Source organism: Martelella sp. FOR1707 (assembly GCF_053484265.1).
Genome location: NZ_JBAKFP010000001.1, coordinates 212,730 through 232,486, shown reverse-complemented (window position 1 = coordinate 232,486; position 19,757 = coordinate 212,730). Strand labels below are relative to the sequence as shown.

Annotated in this window: 16 protein-coding genes and 1 pseudogene; 8 read left to right on the top strand and 9 right to left on the bottom strand. The window is 62.7% G+C overall.

Translation table 11 applies throughout. The annotated features are described in order from the left end of the window. The first annotated feature begins 217 nt into the window (after nt 1-217). The 6 genes from oppB to V6765_RS01010 all read left to right on the top strand — a co-directional run bounded on the left by oppB (nt 218) and on the right by V6765_RS01010 (nt 6,295). Nucleotides 218-1,144: an oligopeptide ABC transporter permease OppB gene (gene oppB, locus V6765_RS01035; RefSeq protein WP_200337497.1), complete on the top strand. Its 927-nt coding sequence runs from the start codon at nt 218-220 to the stop codon at nt 1,142-1,144. A gap of 3 nt (nt 1,145-1,147) precedes the next feature. Next, nucleotides 1,148-2,074, top strand: a complete 927-nt coding sequence (locus tag V6765_RS01030; RefSeq protein ID WP_200337496.1) for an ABC transporter permease subunit — start codon at nt 1,148-1,150, stop codon at nt 2,072-2,074. A gap of 1 nt (nt 2,075) precedes the next feature. Then, nucleotides 2,076-3,077 carry an oligopeptide/dipeptide ABC transporter ATP-binding protein gene (locus V6765_RS01025; protein WP_448425724.1) on the top strand — a complete coding sequence of 334 codons (1,002 nt, stop codon included), beginning with the start codon at nt 2,076-2,078 and terminating at the stop codon, nt 3,075-3,077. Then, nucleotides 3,074-4,093, top strand: coding sequence for an oligopeptide/dipeptide ABC transporter ATP-binding protein (locus tag V6765_RS01020; RefSeq protein ID WP_448425723.1), 1,020 nt, complete (start codon nt 3,074-3,076; stop codon nt 4,091-4,093). The genes V6765_RS01025 and V6765_RS01020 overlap by 4 nt, the downstream gene beginning before the upstream one ends. Nucleotides 4,094-4,291: 198 nt before the next feature. Then, on the top strand, nt 4,292-4,762 hold the full coding sequence (locus V6765_RS01015; protein WP_448425721.1) for an NUDIX hydrolase: 471 nt from the start codon (nt 4,292-4,294) through the stop codon (nt 4,760-4,762). Nucleotides 4,763-4,816: 54 nt separating this feature from the next. Continuing rightward, a complete protein-coding gene (locus V6765_RS01010) occupies nt 4,817-6,295 on the top strand; it encodes an inorganic phosphate transporter (protein ID WP_448425720.1) in 1,479 nt (492 codons plus the stop codon). Between the two features lie 178 nt (nt 6,296-6,473). Here V6765_RS01010 and V6765_RS01005 read toward each other — a convergent pair whose 3' ends face one another. Both V6765_RS01005 and V6765_RS01000 read right to left on the bottom strand, forming a co-directional pair. After that, entirely contained in the window at nt 6,474-7,433 is a 960-nt protein-coding gene (locus tag V6765_RS01005) for a VOC family protein (RefSeq protein WP_448425719.1), read from the bottom strand. Between the two features lie 3 nt (nt 7,434-7,436). Next, a complete protein-coding gene (locus tag V6765_RS01000; RefSeq protein WP_448425718.1) occupies nt 7,437-8,342 on the bottom strand; it encodes a dioxygenase family protein in 906 nt (301 codons plus the stop codon). A 93-nt stretch (nt 8,343-8,435) separates the two neighbouring features. Between V6765_RS01000 and V6765_RS00995 the strand changes: the two genes are divergently transcribed. Next, nucleotides 8,436-9,389, top strand: coding sequence for a LysR family transcriptional regulator (locus V6765_RS00995; protein ID WP_448425716.1), 954 nt, complete (start codon nt 8,436-8,438; stop codon nt 9,387-9,389). Nucleotides 9,390-9,499: 110 nt separating this feature from the next. On the opposite strand, the gene V6765_RS00990 is transcribed toward V6765_RS00995, so the two are convergent. Further along, on the bottom strand, nt 9,500-11,995 hold the full coding sequence (locus V6765_RS00990) for a beta-glucosidase H (RefSeq protein ID WP_448425714.1): 2,496 nt from the start codon (nt 11,993-11,995) through the stop codon (nt 9,500-9,502). Nucleotides 11,996-12,161: 166 nt separating this feature from the next. Here V6765_RS00990 and V6765_RS00985 point away from each other — a divergent pair, with 166 nt between their 5' ends. Continuing rightward, nucleotides 12,162-12,803: a TetR/AcrR family transcriptional regulator gene (locus V6765_RS00985; protein WP_448425713.1), complete on the top strand. Its 642-nt coding sequence runs from the start codon at nt 12,162-12,164 to the stop codon at nt 12,801-12,803. On the opposite strand, the gene V6765_RS00980 is transcribed toward V6765_RS00985, so the two are convergent. The 6 genes and pseudogenes from V6765_RS00980 to V6765_RS00955 form a co-directional block, all read right to left on the bottom strand. Beyond that, nucleotides 12,791-12,976 carry a hypothetical protein gene (locus V6765_RS00980; protein WP_448426632.1) on the bottom strand — a complete coding sequence of 62 codons (186 nt, stop codon included), beginning with the start codon at nt 12,974-12,976 and terminating at the stop codon, nt 12,791-12,793. The two genes, V6765_RS00985 and V6765_RS00980, sit on opposite strands and share 13 nt — an antisense overlap. 77 nt (nt 12,977-13,053) lie before the next feature. Then, nucleotides 13,054-13,200, bottom strand: a pseudogene (locus V6765_RS00975) (hypothetical protein); the annotation flags it as partial. 233 nt (nt 13,201-13,433) lie between these two features. Next, nucleotides 13,434-15,092 (bottom strand): hydantoinase B/oxoprolinase family protein, encoded by a 1,659-nt coding sequence (locus tag V6765_RS00970; protein WP_448425711.1) that lies wholly within the window; start codon nt 15,090-15,092, stop codon nt 13,434-13,436. A 3-nt stretch (nt 15,093-15,095) separates the two neighbouring features. Continuing rightward, nucleotides 15,096-17,165 (bottom strand): hydantoinase/oxoprolinase family protein, encoded by a 2,070-nt coding sequence (locus tag V6765_RS00965; protein ID WP_448425710.1) that lies wholly within the window; start codon nt 17,163-17,165, stop codon nt 15,096-15,098. 30 nt (nt 17,166-17,195) lie between these two features. Then, on the bottom strand, nt 17,196-18,161 hold the full coding sequence (locus V6765_RS00960; RefSeq protein WP_448425708.1) for an ABC transporter permease: 966 nt from the start codon (nt 18,159-18,161) through the stop codon (nt 17,196-17,198). Further along, nucleotides 18,158-19,690, bottom strand: a complete 1,533-nt coding sequence (locus V6765_RS00955; RefSeq protein WP_448425707.1) for a sugar ABC transporter ATP-binding protein — start codon at nt 19,688-19,690, stop codon at nt 18,158-18,160. Before V6765_RS00955 ends, V6765_RS00960 begins: the two co-directional genes overlap by 4 nt. Nucleotides 19,691-19,757 lie beyond the last annotated feature (67 nt).

The following is a 19,757-nucleotide window of genomic DNA, read 5'->3' as shown; positions in this document are numbered from 1 at the left end:
GACTGGATGTTATGGTTGTTCGGGTCTAAAAGGTGGTGAATAAGTGTTACGGAAATGACATATTGGGGTTTCCGGTGTATGTTGTTAAACGGGGTGGGGGGGGGGCGACGGGGCCCCCCGCGAGGCTGAATCCTCCGTTTCGTCCGGATCCGCGCGCGCCTCGATAACAAGATGTCCGCAGCGGTAGACCGGATCAAAAGGCCGAGCCAGACCGATCATGACCGGTTACATCATCAAGCGCCTGTTTGTGGCGATCCCGACAATCCTGTTGCTGATTGTCTTCTCTTTCTTTCTGATGCACGCCGCTCCGGGCGGACCGTTTTCCTCCGAGCGCGCCCTGCCGCCGCAGGTGCTCGCGAACATCAACGCCAAATACGGTCTCGACCAGCCGCTGTGGCAGCAGCTTGTCGATTATGTCTGGGGCATCGTTTCCCGGTTCGATTTCGGCCCATCATTCGTCTATCCGGACCAGACGGTGAACTCGATCATCGCGCAGGGCTTTCCCGTAACGCTGACCTATGGGCTGCTGTCAGCCATCGTGGCGGTGCTTGTCGGGGTGACGCTGGGCGTGGTTGCGGCCGTCAGGCACAATAGCTGGCTGGACAGCCTGGCAGTCGGCATTTCGGTTGGCGCGCAGGTTCTGCCGAATTTCGTCATGGCGCCGATCCTCGTGCTGATCTTCACGCTGTGGCTGCGCTGGTTGCCGGGCGGCGGCTGGGAAGGTCTCGGTCACCCGGCCTATATGGTGATGCCGGTGATTGCCCTTTCGACATCCTATATGGCGTCGCTTGCCCGCATTACCCGTTCATCCATGCTGGAAGTCTTGAACTCCAACCACATTCGCACCGCGAAAGCCAAGGGGCTGCCGATGCGTCGGGTGGTCATGAAACATGCGCTGAAACCGTCTCTGCTGCCGGTCATTTCCTATCTCGGACCCGCCTTTGTCGGCATGATCACCGGTTCGGTGGTGATCGACATGTATTTCTCGACCGGCGGCATCGGCAAGTTCTTCGTCGAATCCGCGCTTAACCGCGATTACGCCGTGATGATGGGGATCACCATTCTGCTTGGCGCGCTGACCATCGCCTTCAATCTTTTTGTCGATATCCTTTACGCCTGGATCGACCCGAAAATCAGGTACTGAGCCATGCTGATTGAAAGAGAGAAGATTCAAAGCCTGTCCGAGGCGATGGCCGATGAAGCGGAGAAAGGGCGTTCTCCCTGGGCGGATGCCCGCGTGCGGTTCTTCAAGAACCGGCAGGCCGTTATCGGGCTCTGTCTGCTGATCTTCGTGATAGCCTTTGCCGTCTTCGGTCCATTCATCGCCCGCTGGTCGATCGACGAGATCGACTTCATGGTGATGGGCGACATCGTGCGCGAAGGCGCGCCTTCCTTTGCCAACGGGCACTATTTCGGCACGGACGATCTCGGCCGTGATCTTTTTGCCCGAACGGTGCTTGGCACACAGATCTCCCTGGCCGTCGGCCTCATCGGCGCGTCGATCGCGGTCATCGTCGGCACGATCTATGGCGCGGCCTCGGGATTTCTCGGCGGCCGGATCGACAACGTGATGATGCGCACCGTCGATATCCTGCTCGCCATTCCCTACATGTTCGTCCTGATCCTGCTGCTGGTCATGTTCGGCCGGTCGATCGTGCTGCTTTTTGTCGGCATCGGGCTTTTGTCCTGGCTCGACATGAGCCGCATCGTCCGCGGCCAGACATTGTCGCTGAAGGGCCGCGAATATGTCGAGGCCGCACGGGCAACGGGCGTTGCCTCCAGCACCATCATCCGCCGCCATGTCGTGCCCAACCTTCTGGGCGTCGTCATCGTCTATGCGACATTGCTGGTGCCCGGCATGATCCTGTCGGAGAGCTTTATCTCCTTCCTCGGGCTCGGCGTCCAGGAGCCGCTGACCAGCCTCGGGGCGTTGATTTCCCAAGGCGCTGCAACGATGAATTACGGTACGCTCTGGCAGCTCATCTTCCCGCTCTTTTTCTTCATCGTCACGCTGTTTTCGTTCTTCTTTCTGGGCGACGGCCTGCGCGATGCGCTAGACCCGAAGGATCGCTGACATGGCGCTTCTCGACGTTTCCAATCTGGATATCCGGTTCACGACCAATTCCGGCCCCGTCTTCGCCGTGCGCGGCGTCGACTTCTCGCTTGATCGCGGCGAGACGCTGGCGATCGTCGGCGAGAGCGGATCGGGCAAGAGCCAGACGGTGTTCGCGATGATGGGTCTTCTGGCCGCCAACGGCGAGGCCACCGGCTCGGTAAAATTCGACGGAACCGAAATCCTCAACGCCCCGCCGAAGGTCATCAACCCCATCCGCGCCAACCGCATGGCGATCATCTTCCAGGACCCTATGACTTCGCTGAACCCCTATATGCGGGTTTCCGAGCAGATGGCGGAAGTGCTGCAGCTTCACAAGGGCATGACGAAACGGGCGGCGATCGCCGAAAGCGTGCGCATGCTGGATGCCGTGCGCATTCCCGATGCGAAATCGCGCGTCAATCTCTTTCCGCACGAATTTTCCGGCGGCATGCGCCAGCGCGTGATGATCGCCATGGCGCTGCTCTGTCGTCCCGAAGTGCTGATTGCCGACGAGCCGACGACCGCGCTCGACGTCACCGTTCAGGCCCAGATCATGCGGCTGCTTTCCGACCTTCAGCGCGATTTCGGCATGGCGCTGATCCTGATCACGCATGATCTCGGCGTGGTTGCCGGCGCGGCCGAACGGGCGATGGTGATGTATGGCGGACAGGTCATGGAAAAGGGGCCGGTCGATGCGTTGTTCAAAAATGCGACCCATCCCTATACGCGCGGGCTTATCGGCTCCATACCGCGCGTTGACCGCAATGACGATGTGCTCCGTTCCATTCCGGGCAATCCCCCCAACATGGCGCGCCTTCAGCAAGGCTGTCCGTTTGTGCCGCGCTGTGATTTTGCCGGAGAGGACTGTCTGGACCACCTCGACCCGCTGACCGAGTTCGCCCCTGGCAGGTTGCGCGCCTGCAACAGGCCGATCGCCGAGGTGACCGGCGGCGAGGTCGAAGCCAAGGGAGATGTCCAATGACGGATGATGTTCTGCTGAAAGCGGACGATGTCCGCGTCACCTTCGATATTCACCGCAGGGGCAGCATGCCCTGGCACAAGCCTTTGTCCCTGCATGCCGTCAACGGCGTCAGCTTCGAGCTTCGTCCGGGCGAGACATTGGGCATTGTCGGCGAATCCGGTTGCGGCAAGTCGACGCTGGCGCGCGCCATCATCCGCATGGTGCCGGCAACAGGCCAGGCGCTGTGGAACGGCCGGACGAACCTGCTGGATCTGTCTGCGCGCGAAATGCTGAAATATCGCAGCGATATCCAGATGATCTTTCAGGATCCTCTTGCCAGCCTCAACCCGCGCATGAAGGTCGGCGACATCGTCGCCGAACCGCTCATCACCCACCAGAAGGGGATGGCGAAGGAAGAGGTCCGCGAACGGGTCCAGGAAATGATGAGCCGGGTCGGGCTTCTGCCCAACCAGATCAACCGGTATCCCCACGAATTCTCGGGCGGCCAGTGCCAGCGTATCGGCATCGCCCGCGCTTTGATCGTGCGCCCGAAACTGATCATCTGCGATGAACCGGTCTCCGCGCTTGACGTGTCGATCCAGGCGCAGGTCATCAATCTGCTGATGGAGTTGCAGCGCGAGCTGGGTCTTGCGCTGATGTTCATCGCCCATGACCTGTCTGTGGTGAAACATATTTCGACGCGGATCATGGTGCTCTATCTCGGGCGGGTGATGGAAGTGGCGCCGAGCGACGTGTTGTACGCCTCGCCGCAGCATCCCTATACGCAGGCCCTGCTTTCCGCCGTGCCGATCCCCGACCCCGAGATCGAACGCAACAAGAAAGCCGTGCCGCTGGAAGGCGACCTGCCGAGCCCGCTCAATCCGCCGTCAGGCTGCGTTTTCCGCACCCGTTGCCCCCGCGCGACCGCGATATGCGCGAACGAGGTCCCGGCGCTGCGTACGGACCCGAGCGGGAACCCTCAACACAGTTTCGCCTGCCACCATCCGGGGCCGGCGACGGAGAACGCGAGCGCCTGATCAAGTTCTCCGGAACCGCTGTTTGTCGTTGAACATCGAGAGGCGGCCGAAGGCTTTGCCGTCCGCTTTTGCTTGGCGCAGGAAACCGCCTTGGTCACAATCCGGAGATAATACGGGAGTTTTGCCCCACTAACCTTGTGATCGGGCTGGCATTTTTATAAGCAGCGGGGATATTGACCGCTCCTGAACGGTGTCCCGATGTTCTCACGGATCTGGAATAGCTATCTCGCCCCTCTTCTCGGCCGGCCTGCACATGTGCAGATCGCCGCGCTCTGCTATCGACAGGGAAATGCCGGACCGGAAGTCCTGCTCATCACCTCGCGCACGACCAGGCGCTGGATCATCCCGAAGGGATGGCCCGTGGCCGGCACGGATGGAACCGGCACGGCGCTGGAAGAGGCGTGGGAAGAGGCCGGGGTTCATCGCGGCGGCGAAGCAAGGCGCGTCGGACGCTATCGCTACAAGAAGATCGTCGATGGCGGATTGCCGGTGACCACGGATGTGTATGTCTATGCGATCAGGGTGATCGAGCTTGCCGACACATTTCCGGAAATGGGGGAGCGCGAACGCAAATGGATGCACCACGACGATGCGGCACGGGTCGTGGAAGAGCCTCAGCTGAAGGCGATCCTGAAGGATCTTCCGGCTCTTCTCGAACAGGCGCGGTGACGTTGAGAGCCGTGCCGCAAGCCGGCGGTTCTCAGGACTTCAAGGAAAATCATATTGACCGATGACGCCAACCGGCAATGGAAGACGCTCGATAAGGACCTGAACCGTCTTTCGCGGCTTGAGGAAGCCTCCATGTACGCCTCGCGCCCCCTGGTGGGGGTCGGCGTCAGCCTTGTCTTCGTTTCGTTTGCAGCCGTGGCCGCCGCGATTTTCGCCGGCGGCGAACCGCAGAGCCTGGCGCTGATCGTCGCCGCGGCCTTCGGGGCCTATATGGCCCTCAATATCGGCGCGAATGACGTGGCCAACAATATGGGGCCGGCGGTCGGGGCGAAAGCCCTGTCGCTGCTGGGCGCGATTGCCATCGCCGCCGTTTTCGAAAGCGCTGGCGCGCTGCTGGCAGGCGGCGATGTGGTGTCCACGATTTCCAAGGGCATCATCGATCCCTCGGCGCTTTCCAACACGGCAGTGTTCGTGCGGGCGATGATGGCGGCGCTGCTGGCCGCATCGATCTGGGTCAATATCGCCACCTGGATCGGCGCGCCGGTCTCGACCACGCATTCCGTCGTCGGTGGCGTCATGGGCGCGGGCATCGTTGCTGCGGGGCTTGGAACCGTCGACTGGGCGACGATGGGCAAGATTGCCGCAAGCTGGGTGATTTCACCGCTGCTCGGCGGCATTTTCGCCGCGGCGATGCTCGCCTTCATCAAATGGCGGGTCATCTATGTCGACGACAAGATCGCCGCGGCCCGGACCTGGGTGCCGGTGCTGATCGGCGTGATGAGCGCGGCCTTCGCCACCTATCTTGCGCTCAAGGGCCTGAAACATGTGCTGGCCATTGATCTCTCCACCGCGCTGCTGATCGGTGTGGTCGTTGGCGTGGCAATGGGCCTATTGTCCGTGCCGCTCATCCGGCGGCAGTCCAAAGGACTGGAAAACCGGAACCGGTCGCTGAAATCGCTGTTCAGCGCGCCGCTCGTCGTCTCGGCGGCGCTGCTCTCCTTCGCCCACGGGGCCAATGACGTTGCCAATGCTGTCGGGCCGCTTGCCGCGATCGCCTATGTACATCAGTCCTCAAGCGTGGCGGGCGAGGTCTCGATACCGCTCTGGGTCATGCTGATCGGCGCGCTCGGCATTTCCTTCGGCCTTGTTCTGTTCGGGCCCAAGCTGATCGGCATGGTCGGCAGCCAGATCACCAAGCTCAATCCGATGCGGGCCTATTGCGTGGCGCTGTCGGCTGCGGTTACCGTCATTGCCGCATCCTGGCTGGGACTGCCGGTGAGTTCCACCCATATTGCGGTCGGCGGGGTCTTTGGTGTCGGCTTTTTCCGGGAGTGGCACAACGAACGACGCGCGCGTCGCCTGACGCGGGAAAGCCCGGCCGATCGCAGGCTGCCCGGGCAGGAACGCGCCCGCCGCAAACTCGTCCGCCGTTCCCATTTCATGACGATCATCGCAGCCTGGGTGATCACAGTGCCCGCAGCAGCGCTCCTTTCCGCCGCATGCTTCCTGCTGCTGCGCGCAATCGGGTTCTAGTGACGCGCACCTGCATCTGACCTGGTAGAAGAAGTACACGCGCATCTTCCAGCGAGCGGAGCACGCAGACATCGGGCAGATCCAGCACCGGGATTGGCGGGCGGGCGACGCGGGTGGCGGTGGCCAAGTCCAGCCTGTCCACCCAGCGCGCCACAACGAAGCACACCCTAAGCTATCGTCATTTGAATTCCGCAGCCTCAAGACCTTGGCGCAGCTCTTCCTCGCGATCCTTGAACCACGGCGGGAACACCAGCGTTTTGCCGATCTGGCCCGGAGGCTCGTCGCGGGCCCAGCCTTCCGGCGTGGTCCATGCCAGTTCGAACAGCGCGCCGCCCGGCGAGCGGACATAGCAGGACTTGAAGTAGTTGCGGTCCTTCTGCTCGGAAATATCGGTGAAGCCGAGACCCTCGATATGAGCGCGCAGCTTCATCTGGTTTTCCTCATCGCCGGTGTTCAGCGCCAGATGATGGATCGTGCCGCCCGACAGCGTCCAGGTGCCCTGCGGGCTTTCCCGGTCGGTGATCACCTCGACGCGCTGGATGATGCCATCGGCGTCCGGGACCCGGTAAACGGTGCCCTCATCGGAATCGGCTTCCTTGGTCAGGGGCAGAGCGATCGTCATGAAATCGTCCATTGCAGTGCGATCAAAGCAGGCGACCAGCGCGCCGTAAATGCCCTTGATGCCGTGTTCGGCGCTCACGCCCTGCGCCTCGTTGACGATTGGCGCGCGGTTGTCGCTGTCGCTTTCCACCAGCTCATGCGGAATGCCGCAGGGATGGGCGAAGACGACGCGGTCGGCGCCGAAACGGGTGATCTTCTCGGCCTTGATGCCGCGCTCGTTCAGCCGGTCGACCCAGAAGCTCGCAGCCCCCTTCGGGATCGCCTGCATGATGGTGCGCGACTGGTTCGTGCCGCGGCGGCCATAGACGCCCGGCTTGCGGAACGGGAAGGTGGTGATGATGGTTGAGGCGTCGCCATTGGGCGAGCCGTAATAGAGGTGATAGACCGGGATCACGCCGTCAAACAGCACCGTGCGCTTGACCGAGTGAAGCCCCAGGGTCTTGGTGTAGAAGTCGAAATCCTCCTGTGCGCCATCCGTGGAAAGCGTCAGGTGGTGGTAGCCGCTGATTTGTGCCATGTTTCACTTTTCTCCCATGGTTTCACATTCGGGCTGCCCTTGTGGGCAAAGCACCAATTTCAGTTCAAGTAGATGTTCCGGCGCACCGGACGATGTCCGGGCCACGCGGAAGTCCGCCAAAAGCTCGGGTTTCACGCCGAAGATCGCATCCCGGCCGATGGCGGGATCCGCCCGATCGAAGATATGCGTGGTCAGGGTCTGCTGGCCTTTGGCCGTGACCCGGAAATGCAGATGTGCCGGCCGTTCCAGAGAACACCCGATGGCGGCCATAAGCTGACCCGCCGGCCCATCGGCCGGTAGCGCGTAGCCGCCGGGCTTGACCGACAGGAAGTCGAAGCGTCCTTTATTGTCCGCCTGAAACCGACCACGGAGATTGAACTCCGGTTGCAGGCCGGCCTGCTGATTTTCGTAAAGTCCCGCTGCATTGGCGTGCCAGACCTCTATCATGGCGCCCGGCAATCCGCGCCCGGCAAGGTCAAGGATGCAGCCCGTCACACGCAGACGTTCGCCTTTGCCGTCGCGCGACAGATCCGCACCAAGCGGCAGTTGCGGCACATCGGCGCGATAGAATGGGCCGGTTACGGTGTTGGGGGTTGCGCCTTGCGGACGCGGGTGGTTCAGCGCATCTATCGTCGTCGATACACCCAGTACATCCGCCAGAAGCGCCCATTCCTGCCGCGTGCGATCGGAATGGTGACCCACATCGGTCAAGAAGCGTATCACCTGCCGAAACTCTTCGGGCGAAGGGCGAAGTTCGGCAATGAGCAGATGCAAATGGCGGCCGGTCAGACGCATCGCCTCGGCCAGGCGCGAGGGCGTGACTTCCGAAAGACGGCGATCGAGTTCGGACGCCAGCCCCGCCTCTGCCACCCTGGCAGCATCGCTTGATGCGCTCCGAATATCCTCCATCTCGCCAGGGGCCTCCCTTCCCCTTGACGATCGTGTAACATGGAGGCAAACGATTCTTCTTGATTTCTGCCGCGACCCGTATACCAGTTTGCTATGAAACTGAACGAACGCCACCTGATGCAGCTTGCCGCAGTGCTGGACGCCGGCGGCGTCTCCGAGGGCGCGGCCATGCTGGGCCTGACCCAGCCCGCTGTCAGCCGATCCCTGTCCATGCTTGAGGCGCGGATAGGCGAGCCTTTGTTCGTCAAAGGGCGCCGTCCATTGCAGGCCACGCCGCTGGCGGCGCAACTGGCAGCACAGGGGCGGGTCATCATCGCCGCCTCGCGTCAGGCCTCGGATACGGTACGGGGCTTTGTCAAGGGCAGCAAGGGGCTTGTCCGCCTCGGCGGCGTGCCCTTCTTCATGGATGCGATCATCAGCCGTATGATCGGGGAATTCCAGTGCCGCGAACCCCAAATCGTCATCCAGCAAAGCTACATGAACCTGCCCGAGGTGGTTGCGGCGCTGGAGGGCGACCAAATTGATCTTGGCATCGTCGCCATGGGCGAAGTAACGTCCGGCCCCAACTTCGAGTTCACCGAGATCCTGCCTGGCCGCAATATCGTCGCCTGTCGGCGGGACCATCCTCTGATGCGCAAGCGTCCGATCGAGGCGAAGGATCTGACGTCTTTTCCTTGGGTCGCACCGCTGCCGGGCTCACCGCTGATGTCGGATCTGCAGATGATTCTGACGACCATTGGCATGTCGGAACTGAACATCCGCTATTCCGGCGGTTCGCTGATGAGCGTCACCCATTTTCTTGCGGAAACCGATGCGCTGGCTGTTCTGCCGTTTTCGGTGGTTTTTGCCCTCCGCGACAGAAGCACGATCGAGGTTCTGCCCTATCAAATCCCTCAGCCGAACCGCTCGCTCGGGATCATGCGCAAGGTCGGCGCGTTGCGCAGCCCGGCCTCCGAGCGCTTCGCCAGCCAAATCATGATCTCGTTTGACAGCCTGCGGCACAGCATCAAGCGCCATGAAAGCACGGTCGTTTGGGGACATTCATAGAATAGCCTTTTGCGAACCGCCACCGATGGCTGCGGGTTCCCTTCCATGCCGTGTTTGGCCACAAGCGGGGTCGAGCTGCGCAATCGGCAATCAACCGCACCGGCCATCAGTCAGGCCGGTTCGGACCATTCGGACGGAAGCTCGATCACCAGACGCTGGCGGACATCGCCGGCATTGGCGGCCACGAGAAGCGCATAGCGGCCGGCGGGCGCGACCCAGCTCTGGCGTTCGACATCGAAATAGGCGAGATCGCGCGGCGTGATCTGCAGACGGGCCTCCCCGCTCTCGCCCGGTTCGAGCGCGAGACGCGCGAAGGCGCGCAGCTCCTTTTCCGGGCGGGCGACGGGCACGTCTTCCACCATCGCCTCCGGATGCACATAGAGCTGCACAACCTCGACGCCATCCATCGATCCGGCATTCTCCAGCGGCACGGTGACCGCGATGCCTGTCTCCGTCATGATGCCGGTGTCGGCGCTTGCCTCGCCCCAGCTCATCTGCGTGTATCCGAGGCCGAAACCGAAGGGAAAGAGCGGCGGCACATCATGGCTGTCGTGATGACGATAGCCGACGAAAACGCCTTCGTCATAACGCACATGCCCGTCCTTGCCGGGATAGGTGAGCGCGTCGTCGCTCCAGGCTGAATTGTCCTTCATGCGGCGGGGGAATGTCTGCGGCAGCCTTCCGCCCGGATAAGCGGCGCCGCTCAGCACATCGGCAATCGCATTGCCGACCTCCTGGCCCGGATACCAGAACTGGACGACCGCCTTCACCTTGTCGAGCCAGGGCATCTCCACCGGCCCGCCGGTCTGCAGAACCACGACCGTGTTCGGGTTTACGGCGGCGACGGCCTCGATCAGCGCATTCTGCCGGCCGGGCAAGGCCATGTCCGGCAGATCGTACCCCTCGCTGTCCCATTCCTCTTGGCGGCCGACGAACAGCACCGCCACATCCTGCTCGCCCGCAAGCCGGACGGCATCGTCGATTTCCCGCTGCCCCATCGTCTTCTCGATCCCGAACCGGAGCGCGCGAACGGTTATGCCGCGCTCGGCGGTTTCCGGGGAGCGGTATTCGATCACGAGCTGATAGGTGGTTCCGGCCTGAAGCTCGACCTCAGCCAGCCTTTCGTCATTGGCGGTCCCGAAGAAGTTCTGACCCGGCTTCCAGTCGCTCTCGCCGTCGAGCAGCAGTTCGCCATCGAGATAGGCGCGCGCAAGGCCGGCATTGGTCATCCCGGCGCGAAACGTACCGCTTTCCTGCGGGGTGAAGCTGGCAACCGCGCGCACGGAAAAGTCGTTAGGGTCCAGCTCCGGGACAGGCAGGTCGAACCAGAAGCAGTCGAGCGTATCCTGGCTCTCGGTGTGGACGGGTGCGCCTTCAAGGCGACGGCCATGGAAGTAGCGGAGTTCGATATCGCCCTGCAAGGCCTGCGTCAGCCGGCTGTTGGCGCAGCCCTTGGCGTGGGAAACACGATTGTCGCCGAAGGCGGTCTTCAGTCCTTCGACCGGCGTGACCCGATAGGGCGCGTTGATCTGCGCCGATCCGCCGCCCATCAGCCGCGCCACGGCGGCATTGGGACCGAGGGTCGCGATCGACACGCTCTTGTCCAGCGGCAGCAGATCGCCTTCGTTCTTCAAGAGCACCGCGCCTTCCGCGCCAAGACGACGGATCAGCGCGCGGGTCTCGGGCGCATCCCGCGATCTTTCAGGCTCGGGTCCGGTGCTGTCGAAAGCGCCGACGCGCTCGAACAGGATCAGAAGGCGGCGCGTGGCGGCGCGGATCGTTTCCGGGTCGACCGCGCCGGCCTTCACGGCTTCCAAAAGCCTGGCGCCGCGATAGCGCGTCGGCCCCGGCATTTCGAGATCGTGTCCGGCATTCACAGAGTCCGCGACCGAATTCGTGCCGAACCAGTCCGACATGAAGATGCCGTCATAGCCGAACTCACCCCGCATCACGTCCTGCAGCGCCCATTTGTGGCTGTCCATATGGACGCCGTTGAGACGGTTATAGCCGGTCATCACCGCCCAGACGCCGGCCTTTTTGACCGCGGCCTCGAATGGCGGCAGGTAGATTTCGCGCAGTGTCCGCTCATCGACATCGGACGAGATCGTCTGTCGGTCGATCTCGGAATCATTGGCGACGAAATGCTTGATCGTCGCCGCGACACCATTGTCCTGCAGACCCTTGATATAGGCGACCGCGAGCATGGAGGTCAGAAACGGGTCTTCCGAATAGCACTCGAAATTGCGCCCGTTCAGCCCCGAACGGTGCATGTTGACCGTCGGCGCGAGCAGCACCCGCGCGCCTTTCGAGCGTGCCTCGGCGGCAAGCGTCGCCCCCATCTCATAAACCGCGTCGCTGTTCCAGCTTGCCCCAAGCGAAATGGCACAGGGAAAGGCGGCGGCCGGCGTTCCGTTGGTCAGGCCTCCAGCGCCGCGCGCGCCATTCGGGCCATCAGACACCTTCACGGCCGGGATGCCGAGGCGCGGCACGGGAACGGTTGTCCAGAAATCCGCGCCCGCCATCAGCGAGACCTGCTCCTCCAGCGTCAATTCGTCCAGAAGCTGCTCGATATTGATGGCCGCGCCGCGCGCCTGATCGCTGTTCATACTCGCCTCCCTTGATTTCCGGCATGCTCGTTCTTGACCGACAACCGCCTGATCGGTTCGGCGTCGATCACTGTCGCGACACGAAATCACAAAAAGCTACCAATTACTAGGTTTTTAAATTGGGCGCGTTTCATGTATTCTGGAAGCCGAATGGAGACGCCAGCGCATGCCGACGAACGACCCGACACAACCAGCTCCTCAAAAGACGGAGAGCCGTGCGCGCGGTCCCTATGGAAAGGGTCGGCAGCGGCGCGCGGAAATCGTGAAGGCGGCCGTTCGGGTATTCAGCCAGTCGGGCTACCAGAATGCAGCCATCGCAACGGTTGCTGCGGAAGTCGGGCTGACGCTTCCCGGCCTGCTGCATCATTTTCCAAGCAAGACCGATCTTCTGCTGGCGGTTCTGGAAGAGAGGGACGCGGTCACCGCCGACATGTTGCCGAATGAGGACGCCGGCTGGCGGGCTTTTCTTGCCTCGCTTGCGGATATCGTCCGGTATAACGAGACGATCCCGGGCGTGATCCGCGCCTTCGCGCTTCTTTCGGTGGAAAGCCTGTCGGCCGATCACCCGGCGGCGGATTGGTTTGCCGATCGTTCGCAAAGGACGCATAGCATGATCGCCAGGGCGCTCAGATCCGGACAGGTTGAGAAAACATTCGATCCGGCGGCCGATGTAGAAGCCCTCGCCTTCGAGATCATCGCCATGATGGACGGCCTGCAGGAGCAATGGCTGCGCTCGGGAGAAACCATCGACATGGCCGGCATTTTCGAAAACTACATCAACCGGCTTGCTGCGCGCTACAGCTGCTGATAGCTAGCGAATGGGCCATCCCGCGCGCTGCGGCTGCTTTCATCCCAGATCGCGGCAGGATCGACATCACAATTGTAGTGGGTCTTGGCATTGTTGCTGCAGTAATAGCCCGCCTTGCGCAGCAAATCGGGATAGGTGTCGAAGCTCTCGGGCAACCGCGCCGTGGTTTGCATGTGCTGGGCCCGCGGCAGCTTTCCGCATGGCGCCCGGTCAGGATCGCAAAACGCGAGGGCGCACAGACCGGCGAGGTGCAGTTCGCCGCCACGAAGAGAACGCCCTCGCACGCCAGTTGATCGAGATGCGGTGTCCGCGCCACCGGGTCGCCATCGGCGCCAAGGCGCGGCGGATAGTCTTCGCTGACAAGGCAAAGGATATTCGGTCGATCCGGTTTGGACATGCACCCTCCCGAAGCGGCCTGTCCTCGCAGGCCGGAACCGAAAGATAACCTCCAGACAAGCACAAACGATATTCGGAAAATTCCGCGAAGCGATAAGCGCAATGCATCATGCCGGCAGCCGGCTTCGCCTCGATCCCTCCAAGCTTCAATAGAATCCGTTCTGTGTGCCCAAACCGGTTCCCAATCCCTTGCCGCGAAGGCAAGGGATTGGGAGTGCGGCGGGGCGCGTTCGGTCAGGCCTCGTAGCCGTAGATTTCCCTGGCGCGTTCGGGCGTGAGGTATTCGTTCTTCAGATCGCGCTCGATATCGGCGCGGCTGCGCTCACGCGGGTCACCGTAGCCGCCGCCATTGCCGGTGACAACACGGATGATGTCGCCTTCGTTGACCGTGAGGTTGGTGGTAAACGCGTGGCGGTCGCGGGAGCCGTCGCGACGCAGGACCTCGACATAGTTGACCGAGCCGTCCAGCCCGCCGGAAGCGCCCCAGGGCGGCATGCGCGAGCGGGTGTAGCCGACCGAGAGGAAGTTGTCGTCGGCGCGCACGCGGTAATGCACCTCGATGCCCTTGCCGCCGCGCCACTGGCCTTCGCCGCCGGGCTCGCTGTTCAGCGCCACCTGCTCGATCCCGAGCCCGTAGCGGGCCTCGGCGACTTCGGCCGGGCAGTTGAAGGTCTCGCCGTGGAAGCCGGAGAACTGGCCGGACACGCCGTCGGAGCCTTCCCACGCGCCCCAGCCGCCGACCTGCGGCTCGACGATGGTGTAGTGGCGTCCGGTGTCGGGGTGCGGACCGCCGATATTGGTGCCGCAGATCGAGGCGAAGTTGCCGGCCGGAACCGAACCCGGAAAATGCTCGGCCATGGCGCGCAGCAGCATGTCGAACAAGCGGATTTCGACCTCGGCATAATAGCCGAGCGCGCCGGGAGCCTCGACGTGATAGATCGTGCCGGGCTTGGTCACCACCTTGAGCGGCCGGAAGAAGCCGCCATTGCCGGGCGCGTCGGCATCGGTGAAGTCCTTGAAGGCGAGTTGCACGGCAATCTCGGTGCCCTCGCGCGAGCAGTTGAGCGAGCCGGACTGGGCCGGGTTGTCGGTGAGGTCGACGATGAATTCGTCGGCGGTGACCGTCAGCGTGACCTTGTGGACCACGCCGCTGTCCTGCTCCTCGGAAAAGCTGTAGCTGCCCTGCGGGATGTTGGCGAGTGCGGCGCGGGCGCGGCGTTCGCCGAGGTCCATATAGTCGGTGACGGCCGCGGCGAACGTGTCCGCGCCGTATTTTTCGACCAGTTCCAGCACCCGGCGCTCGCCGATGCGCAGACCAGCGATCGCGGCCCACAGATCGCCATTCAGGTAGTCCGGCAGGCGGGAGTTGATCTTCATGATATCAAAGACGGCGGCATTCTCGACGCCTGCGGTAAACAGCTTCACCGCCGGAATGCGGATGCCTTCCTGGAAGATTTCGGTGGCCTCGGCCGACATCGATCCCGGAACATTGCCGCCGACATCGTTCCAGTGGGCGATGTTCGCGACCCAGGCGACCATCACGCCATCATGAAACACGGGTGCTGCCAGCACCATGTCGTTCAGATGGGTGACGCCGCCGAAATAGGGGTCGTTGGAGGCGAACACATCGCCCTCGCGAATATCCTCCAGCGGAAACTTGGCGCGAATGCCCGCGATCGCTTTGTCCAGCACACCGATGAAGGCCGGAATGCCAGCGCCCGATGCGGCGATCTCACCTTCAGGGTTGAGGATCGAGGTGGAGAGGTCGAGCACCTCGTAGATGATCGCGCTCATCGAGGTCTTCACCTGGGCGTAGAACATCTCGTCGGCAATCGCTTCCAGCGCGTTCTGGATGATGTCGAAAGTGACGGGATCAAAGGTCTTGTCGGTCATGGCTCAGCCCCTCGTCTCGATATGCGTGTTGCCGAAATCGTCGATGAAGACGCGGTTGCCGGGATGGACGACGATGGTGGTGCCCGGATCCTCGATCACCGCCGGCCCGGTAAAGGACATGCCCGGCTCGAATTTCGTGCTGTCATAGATGGTGGCCTCGTGCCGGCCTTCGGTGGCGTAATCGACCATGCGCCGGCCCTTCACCGCGTCCTCCAGCTTCGCGCCGGTCTTCGGCAGCGCCACCAGTTCAAGCTTGCCCACCTCGGCGGCGGCGACCAGATGCAGGCCGATGATCTCGACGCCGGCGGCAAGGCGATAGGTATATTCGCGCTCGTAGATCTCGTGGAATTCCGAGACCATCTTGGTCAGGGTTTCCTCGGTCACGGGGCCGGCGGGCACCGGCACCTCGACGGCGAATTCCTGGTTCTGGTAGCGGCAGCGCACCATCGGCTTGAGCGAAACCTTGTCGGGGCCGAAGCCCTCGCGGGCATATTCGGCGCGGGCGCGTTCCATGGTGTGGGAGAGCAGGTCATCCAGGCCCTCGCGGTCGGCGCTGTCCATCAGCCGGGTGACGAAATAGTCGCGACGCAGGTCCGACATCATCATCCCCCAGGCGGAGAACACCGGCGCGCCGCGTGGCACGACAACCTTCTTGACGCCCAGTTCCTGGCCAAGCGCCACGCCATGCATCGGGCCGCCGCCGCCGAACACCACCAGGGTGAAATCGCGCGGGTCATAGCCGCGATTGACGGAGACCAGTTTCAGTGCGTTGACCATGTTGGAATTGGCGATGCGGATGATGCCGCGCGCGACGTCCTCGGGCGAATTGCCCATGCGTTCGGCCAGCTTTCCGAGCGCGTTTTCCAGCGCCGGGATATCCGCCTCGACCGAGCCGCCGCAGAAATAATCCCTGTTGATCCGACCGAGCGCCAGATTGGCGTCCGTCGTCGTTGCGTCCTCGCCGCCGCGGCCATAGGCGGCGGGACCGGGGGTGGAGCCGGCCGAATGCGGGCCGACATGCAGCTTGCCGAAATCGTCGACCCAGGCGATCGAGCCGCCGCCATTGCCGATTTCCACAAGGTCCACCACCGGCACCATGATCGGGTAACCGGCGGACTTGCCGTCGCGCTCGATCCAGTAATCGGTCTTGATGGTGACCTGGTTGTTTTCGATCAGCGAGCATTTGGCGGTGGTGCCGCCGATATCGAGCGCCAGAATATTGGGTTCGCCGATGATCCGGCCGAGTTCGGCAGCGCCCCAGAAGCCGGAGGCCGGCCCGCTTTCGACCATGGTGATCGGCACTGCCTTGATCGCGTCGAGGGAATCGACGCCGCAATTCGACTGCATGATGAAGAGCTGGCCGGAATAGCCCTTGCCGTTGAGCCCGGCCTCCAGCTTCTCCAGATAACGCTGCGCCTTGGGCTGGACATAGGCGGACAGGATCGCGGTGTTGGTGCGCTCATATTCGCGCCATTCGCGGGTGATCTGGTGCGAGGCGACCACCGTCACATCGGGCCAGCGCGCCTCGACCTCGGCCTTCAGGCGGATTTCGTGATCGGGGTTGGCATAGGCATGCAGCAGGCTGATCGCGATGGCTTCTATGCCCTCGGCGCGGAACAGGGCGAGCGTCTCGTCGAGCGAGGAGAGGTCCAGCGGCGTGACCTCGTTGCCGTGATAGTCCATCCGCTCGACGATCTCGCGGCGGAGGTAACGCTCCACGAAGGGGGCGGGCTTCTTGTATCTGAGATTGAAGAAGTCCGGCCGGTTGCCGCGGCCGATCTCGATGGAATCGCGAAAACCCTTGGTGGTGATCAGCCCGACCTTGGCGCCCTTGCGTTCGGTCAGCGCGTTGATGACGACAGTGGTGCCGTGGGCGAAGAAATCGACTGAGCCGACATCGACCTTGGCCTTGTCCAGAACGTTGAGAACGCCCTTTTCGAAATCCGGCGGCGTGGTGTCGGATTTTTCCGTGCGAACGGTCTGGACGCCGGTTTCAAGGTCGGTCTCGAAATAGACGAGGTCGGTGAAGGTGCCGCCGACATCGGTCGAGACGCGCGTGATTTTGTCAGTCATGGGAAGTCTCTGTGCAATGCGTGAAGGATGTCAGCGGCTGCGCCGGCCCGATGCGGCCAGCGCGACCGCGACGACGATGATCACGCCGGTGGTGAGGTCCTTGTAGAAGGGGTTCACGTTGAGGATGTTGAAACCGTTGCCGATCAGCGCCATCAGAAGCACGCCCGCGACCGAGCGCCAGATGGCGCCCGAACCGCCCATGATCGAGGTTCCGCCAAGGATGACGGCCGCGATTGCCTCGAACTCCATGCCGATACCGGCCTGGGGCGAGGCCATGGAAATGCGCGACACCGCGATCACGCCGGCAAGACCGGCGGCCATGCCCGACAGCGAGAAGGTGACGATCTTGATCAGATTGGTGCGGATGCCCGACAGGATCGCGGCCTCTTCATTGCCGCCGACGGCGAAGACGCGGCGGCCGAATGTGGTGCGGTTCAAGAGCACCATGAAGATCACCATGAAGATGATCAGCACGATGACGGCGATATTGACCATGCCGATGCGGCCGCGACCGATCCAGGAAAACTCGGCGATCCTGACGGGGATCAGCGCGCCGCCGGTGATCAGGATGGCGATGCCGCGATAGACGAGACTGGTGGCCAGCGTCACCAGGAAGGAGTGCACCCCGAAGCCGGTTATGATCGCGCCATTGACCGTGCCGAGCGCAAGCCCGATCAGCGGACCGGCGACAATCGCTGTATAGGGATCGACGTGAACGGCGATCCAGCCGGCCGCGACCGAGGCCACGCCGAAAATCGCGCCGGTCGACAGATCGAACCCGCCGCCGATGATGACGAGCGTCAGCGCGCAGGCGATGATCGCCAGCGGCGCCGACTGGTTGACGATGTTGAGCAGGTTACGGGCCGTCAGGAAACTGTCGGAAATCAGGCTGAGGCCGACCATCAGAATGACGATGATGGTGAGAACGCCGTACTCGCGGGCGAAATCGCCGGGTGTGATGGAAAAACGGCGGGCAGGTGTCTGAACGTCGCTCATGGTTGGGTGACCTCCTTGCCGCGGGAGACGGCGCCTTGTTCTTCAAAGATGCGGTGCAGTGCCTCGTCGACCGTGGTGTCCCGGCAGTCGGTCTCCGCGAAGATGCGGCCGTCGCTCATCAGATAGCCGCGATGGGAGAGATTGATGACCTCCTCGAGCTCCGAGGAGATCAAAAGCACGGCCACGCCGTTTTCCGCCATTTCGATGATGAATTCGTGAATGCTCTGCCGGGCGCCGATATCGACGCCCCGGCTTGGTTCATCGAGGATCAGCAGGCGCGGCTTTTCCACCGCCCATTTCGACAGCAGCACCTTCTGCTGGTTGCCGCCGGAGTAAAAGGCGACCTTGCCGTCGATGGCGGAGGGAACGATGCCGAAATGGTCGATCATGCTTTGCGCCCGGCTGCGTTCCAGCCCGTGATTGATGAAGCCATGACGCGAGATGTTGCCGAGCGAGGCGAGCGAGATGTTGGGACGGGTCGTCTGGGTCAGCACAAGTCCCTGTTTGCGCCGGTCTTCCGGCACGAAGGCGATGCCCTGGGCGATGGCACGTGGAACCCTGAGCCGGCGGTTCTGCACGACGCCCTGAATGGCATAGCGGCCGGAGACGATCGGATCGGCGCCGAAGAGCGCGCGCGCCACCTCCGAGCGGCCGGAGCCGACAAGGCCGATCAGGCCGACGATCTCGCCCGGGAAAATCTTCAGCGTGATATCGGAAAGGCCGGTGTCGGTAGCGACATTCTCCATCTCGACGACCGGCGTCCCCTGTTCGGCGGGGCGCGGTGGAAGTGTGGGCCAGCTGATCTCCGAGGCCTCGCCCAGCATCGAATCGACGAGACTGTTCTTGGTCTCGCCGGCAATCGCATCGGTGCGGATCACCTTGCCGTCGCGCATGATGGTCACTCGGTCGCAATTGGCGAGGATATGATCGAGAAAGTGGCTGACATAGATCACGGTGACGTCGCGGGCCTTCAGCCGCGCGATCAGCTGGTGCAGGCGTTCGGCCTCGTCCTCGGTCAGCGAGGAGGTCGGCTCGTCCATGATGATCACCCGCGCATCACGGGCAATCGCACGCATGATCTCGACCTTCTGGCGCTCGGCGATCCGCATATCGGCGATACGGGTATGCGGGTTGAGGCCGAAATCGCAGGTCTCCTCCAACGCGTGGAAGCGGGCGAGGTCGCCCTTGCGCAGGAAGCCCGCGGTATTGCTTTCGAGCCCGAGGAACACGTTCTCCAGCACGGTAAGCTCGGGCACGAGCTGAAGTTCCTGATGGATCATCGCGATGCCGCGGCCAAGCGCGTCGCGCGGCGAAAACCGGGTGACGACGTCGCCGAACACCTCTACCGTGCCTTCATCCGCCGAGTAATAGCCGCCGACGATCTTGCCGACCGACGACTTGCCGGCCCCGTTTTCGCCGACGAGCGCGTGCACGGAGCCTTTTTCAATGTCGATATTGATATCGTCCAGGATGCGCATCCCGCCAAAGCTCTTGGCGACGCCCCGAAGCCGGATGGCGATATCGGTCATGGCTTTCCTTTCCATCTTCGGCGTGTCGAACGAAAACGCCGCAAGGACGCGCCGAGCAAGGCGGGGT

Bases quoted from the DNA above. Each gene is read 5' to 3' on its own strand.
- V6765_RS00970 (WP_448425711.1), bottom strand. From the start codon at position 15,092: ATGACCGACAAGACCTTTGATCCCGTCACTTTCGACATCATCCAGAAC.
- V6765_RS00995 (WP_448425716.1), top strand. From the start codon at position 8,436: ATGAAACTGAACGAACGCCACCTGATGCAGCTTGCCGCAGTGCTGGAC.
- V6765_RS01030 (WP_200337496.1), top strand. From the start codon at position 1,148: ATGCTGATTGAAAGAGAGAAGATTCAAAGCCTGTCCGAGGCGATGGCC.
- V6765_RS00965 (WP_448425710.1), bottom strand. From the start codon at position 17,165: ATGACTGACAAAATCACGCGCGTCTCGACCGATGTCGGCGGCACCTTC.
- V6765_RS00960 (WP_448425708.1), bottom strand. From the start codon at position 18,161: ATGAGCGACGTTCAGACACCTGCCCGCCGTTTTTCCATCACACCCGGC.
- V6765_RS01000 (WP_448425718.1), bottom strand. From the start codon at position 8,342: ATGGAGGATATTCGGAGCGCATCAAGCGATGCTGCCAGGGTGGCAGAG.
- V6765_RS00985 (WP_448425713.1), top strand. From the start codon at position 12,162: ATGCCGACGAACGACCCGACACAACCAGCTCCTCAAAAGACGGAGAGC.
- V6765_RS01025 (WP_448425724.1), top strand. From the start codon at position 2,076: ATGGCGCTTCTCGACGTTTCCAATCTGGATATCCGGTTCACGACCAAT.
- V6765_RS01015 (WP_448425721.1), top strand. From the start codon at position 4,292: ATGTTCTCACGGATCTGGAATAGCTATCTCGCCCCTCTTCTCGGCCGG.
- V6765_RS00980 (WP_448426632.1), bottom strand. From the start codon at position 12,976: ATGCAAACCACGGCGCGGTTGCCCGAGAGCTTCGACACCTATCCCGAT.
- V6765_RS01005 (WP_448425719.1), bottom strand. From the start codon at position 7,433: ATGGCACAAATCAGCGGCTACCACCACCTGACGCTTTCCACGGATGGC.
- V6765_RS00955 (WP_448425707.1), bottom strand. From the start codon at position 19,690: ATGACCGATATCGCCATCCGGCTTCGGGGCGTCGCCAAGAGCTTTGGC.
- V6765_RS00990 (WP_448425714.1), bottom strand. From the start codon at position 11,995: ATGAACAGCGATCAGGCGCGCGGCGCGGCCATCAATATCGAGCAGCTT.
- V6765_RS01020 (WP_448425723.1), top strand. From the start codon at position 3,074: ATGACGGATGATGTTCTGCTGAAAGCGGACGATGTCCGCGTCACCTTC.
- oppB (WP_200337497.1), top strand. From the start codon at position 218: ATGACCGGTTACATCATCAAGCGCCTGTTTGTGGCGATCCCGACAATC.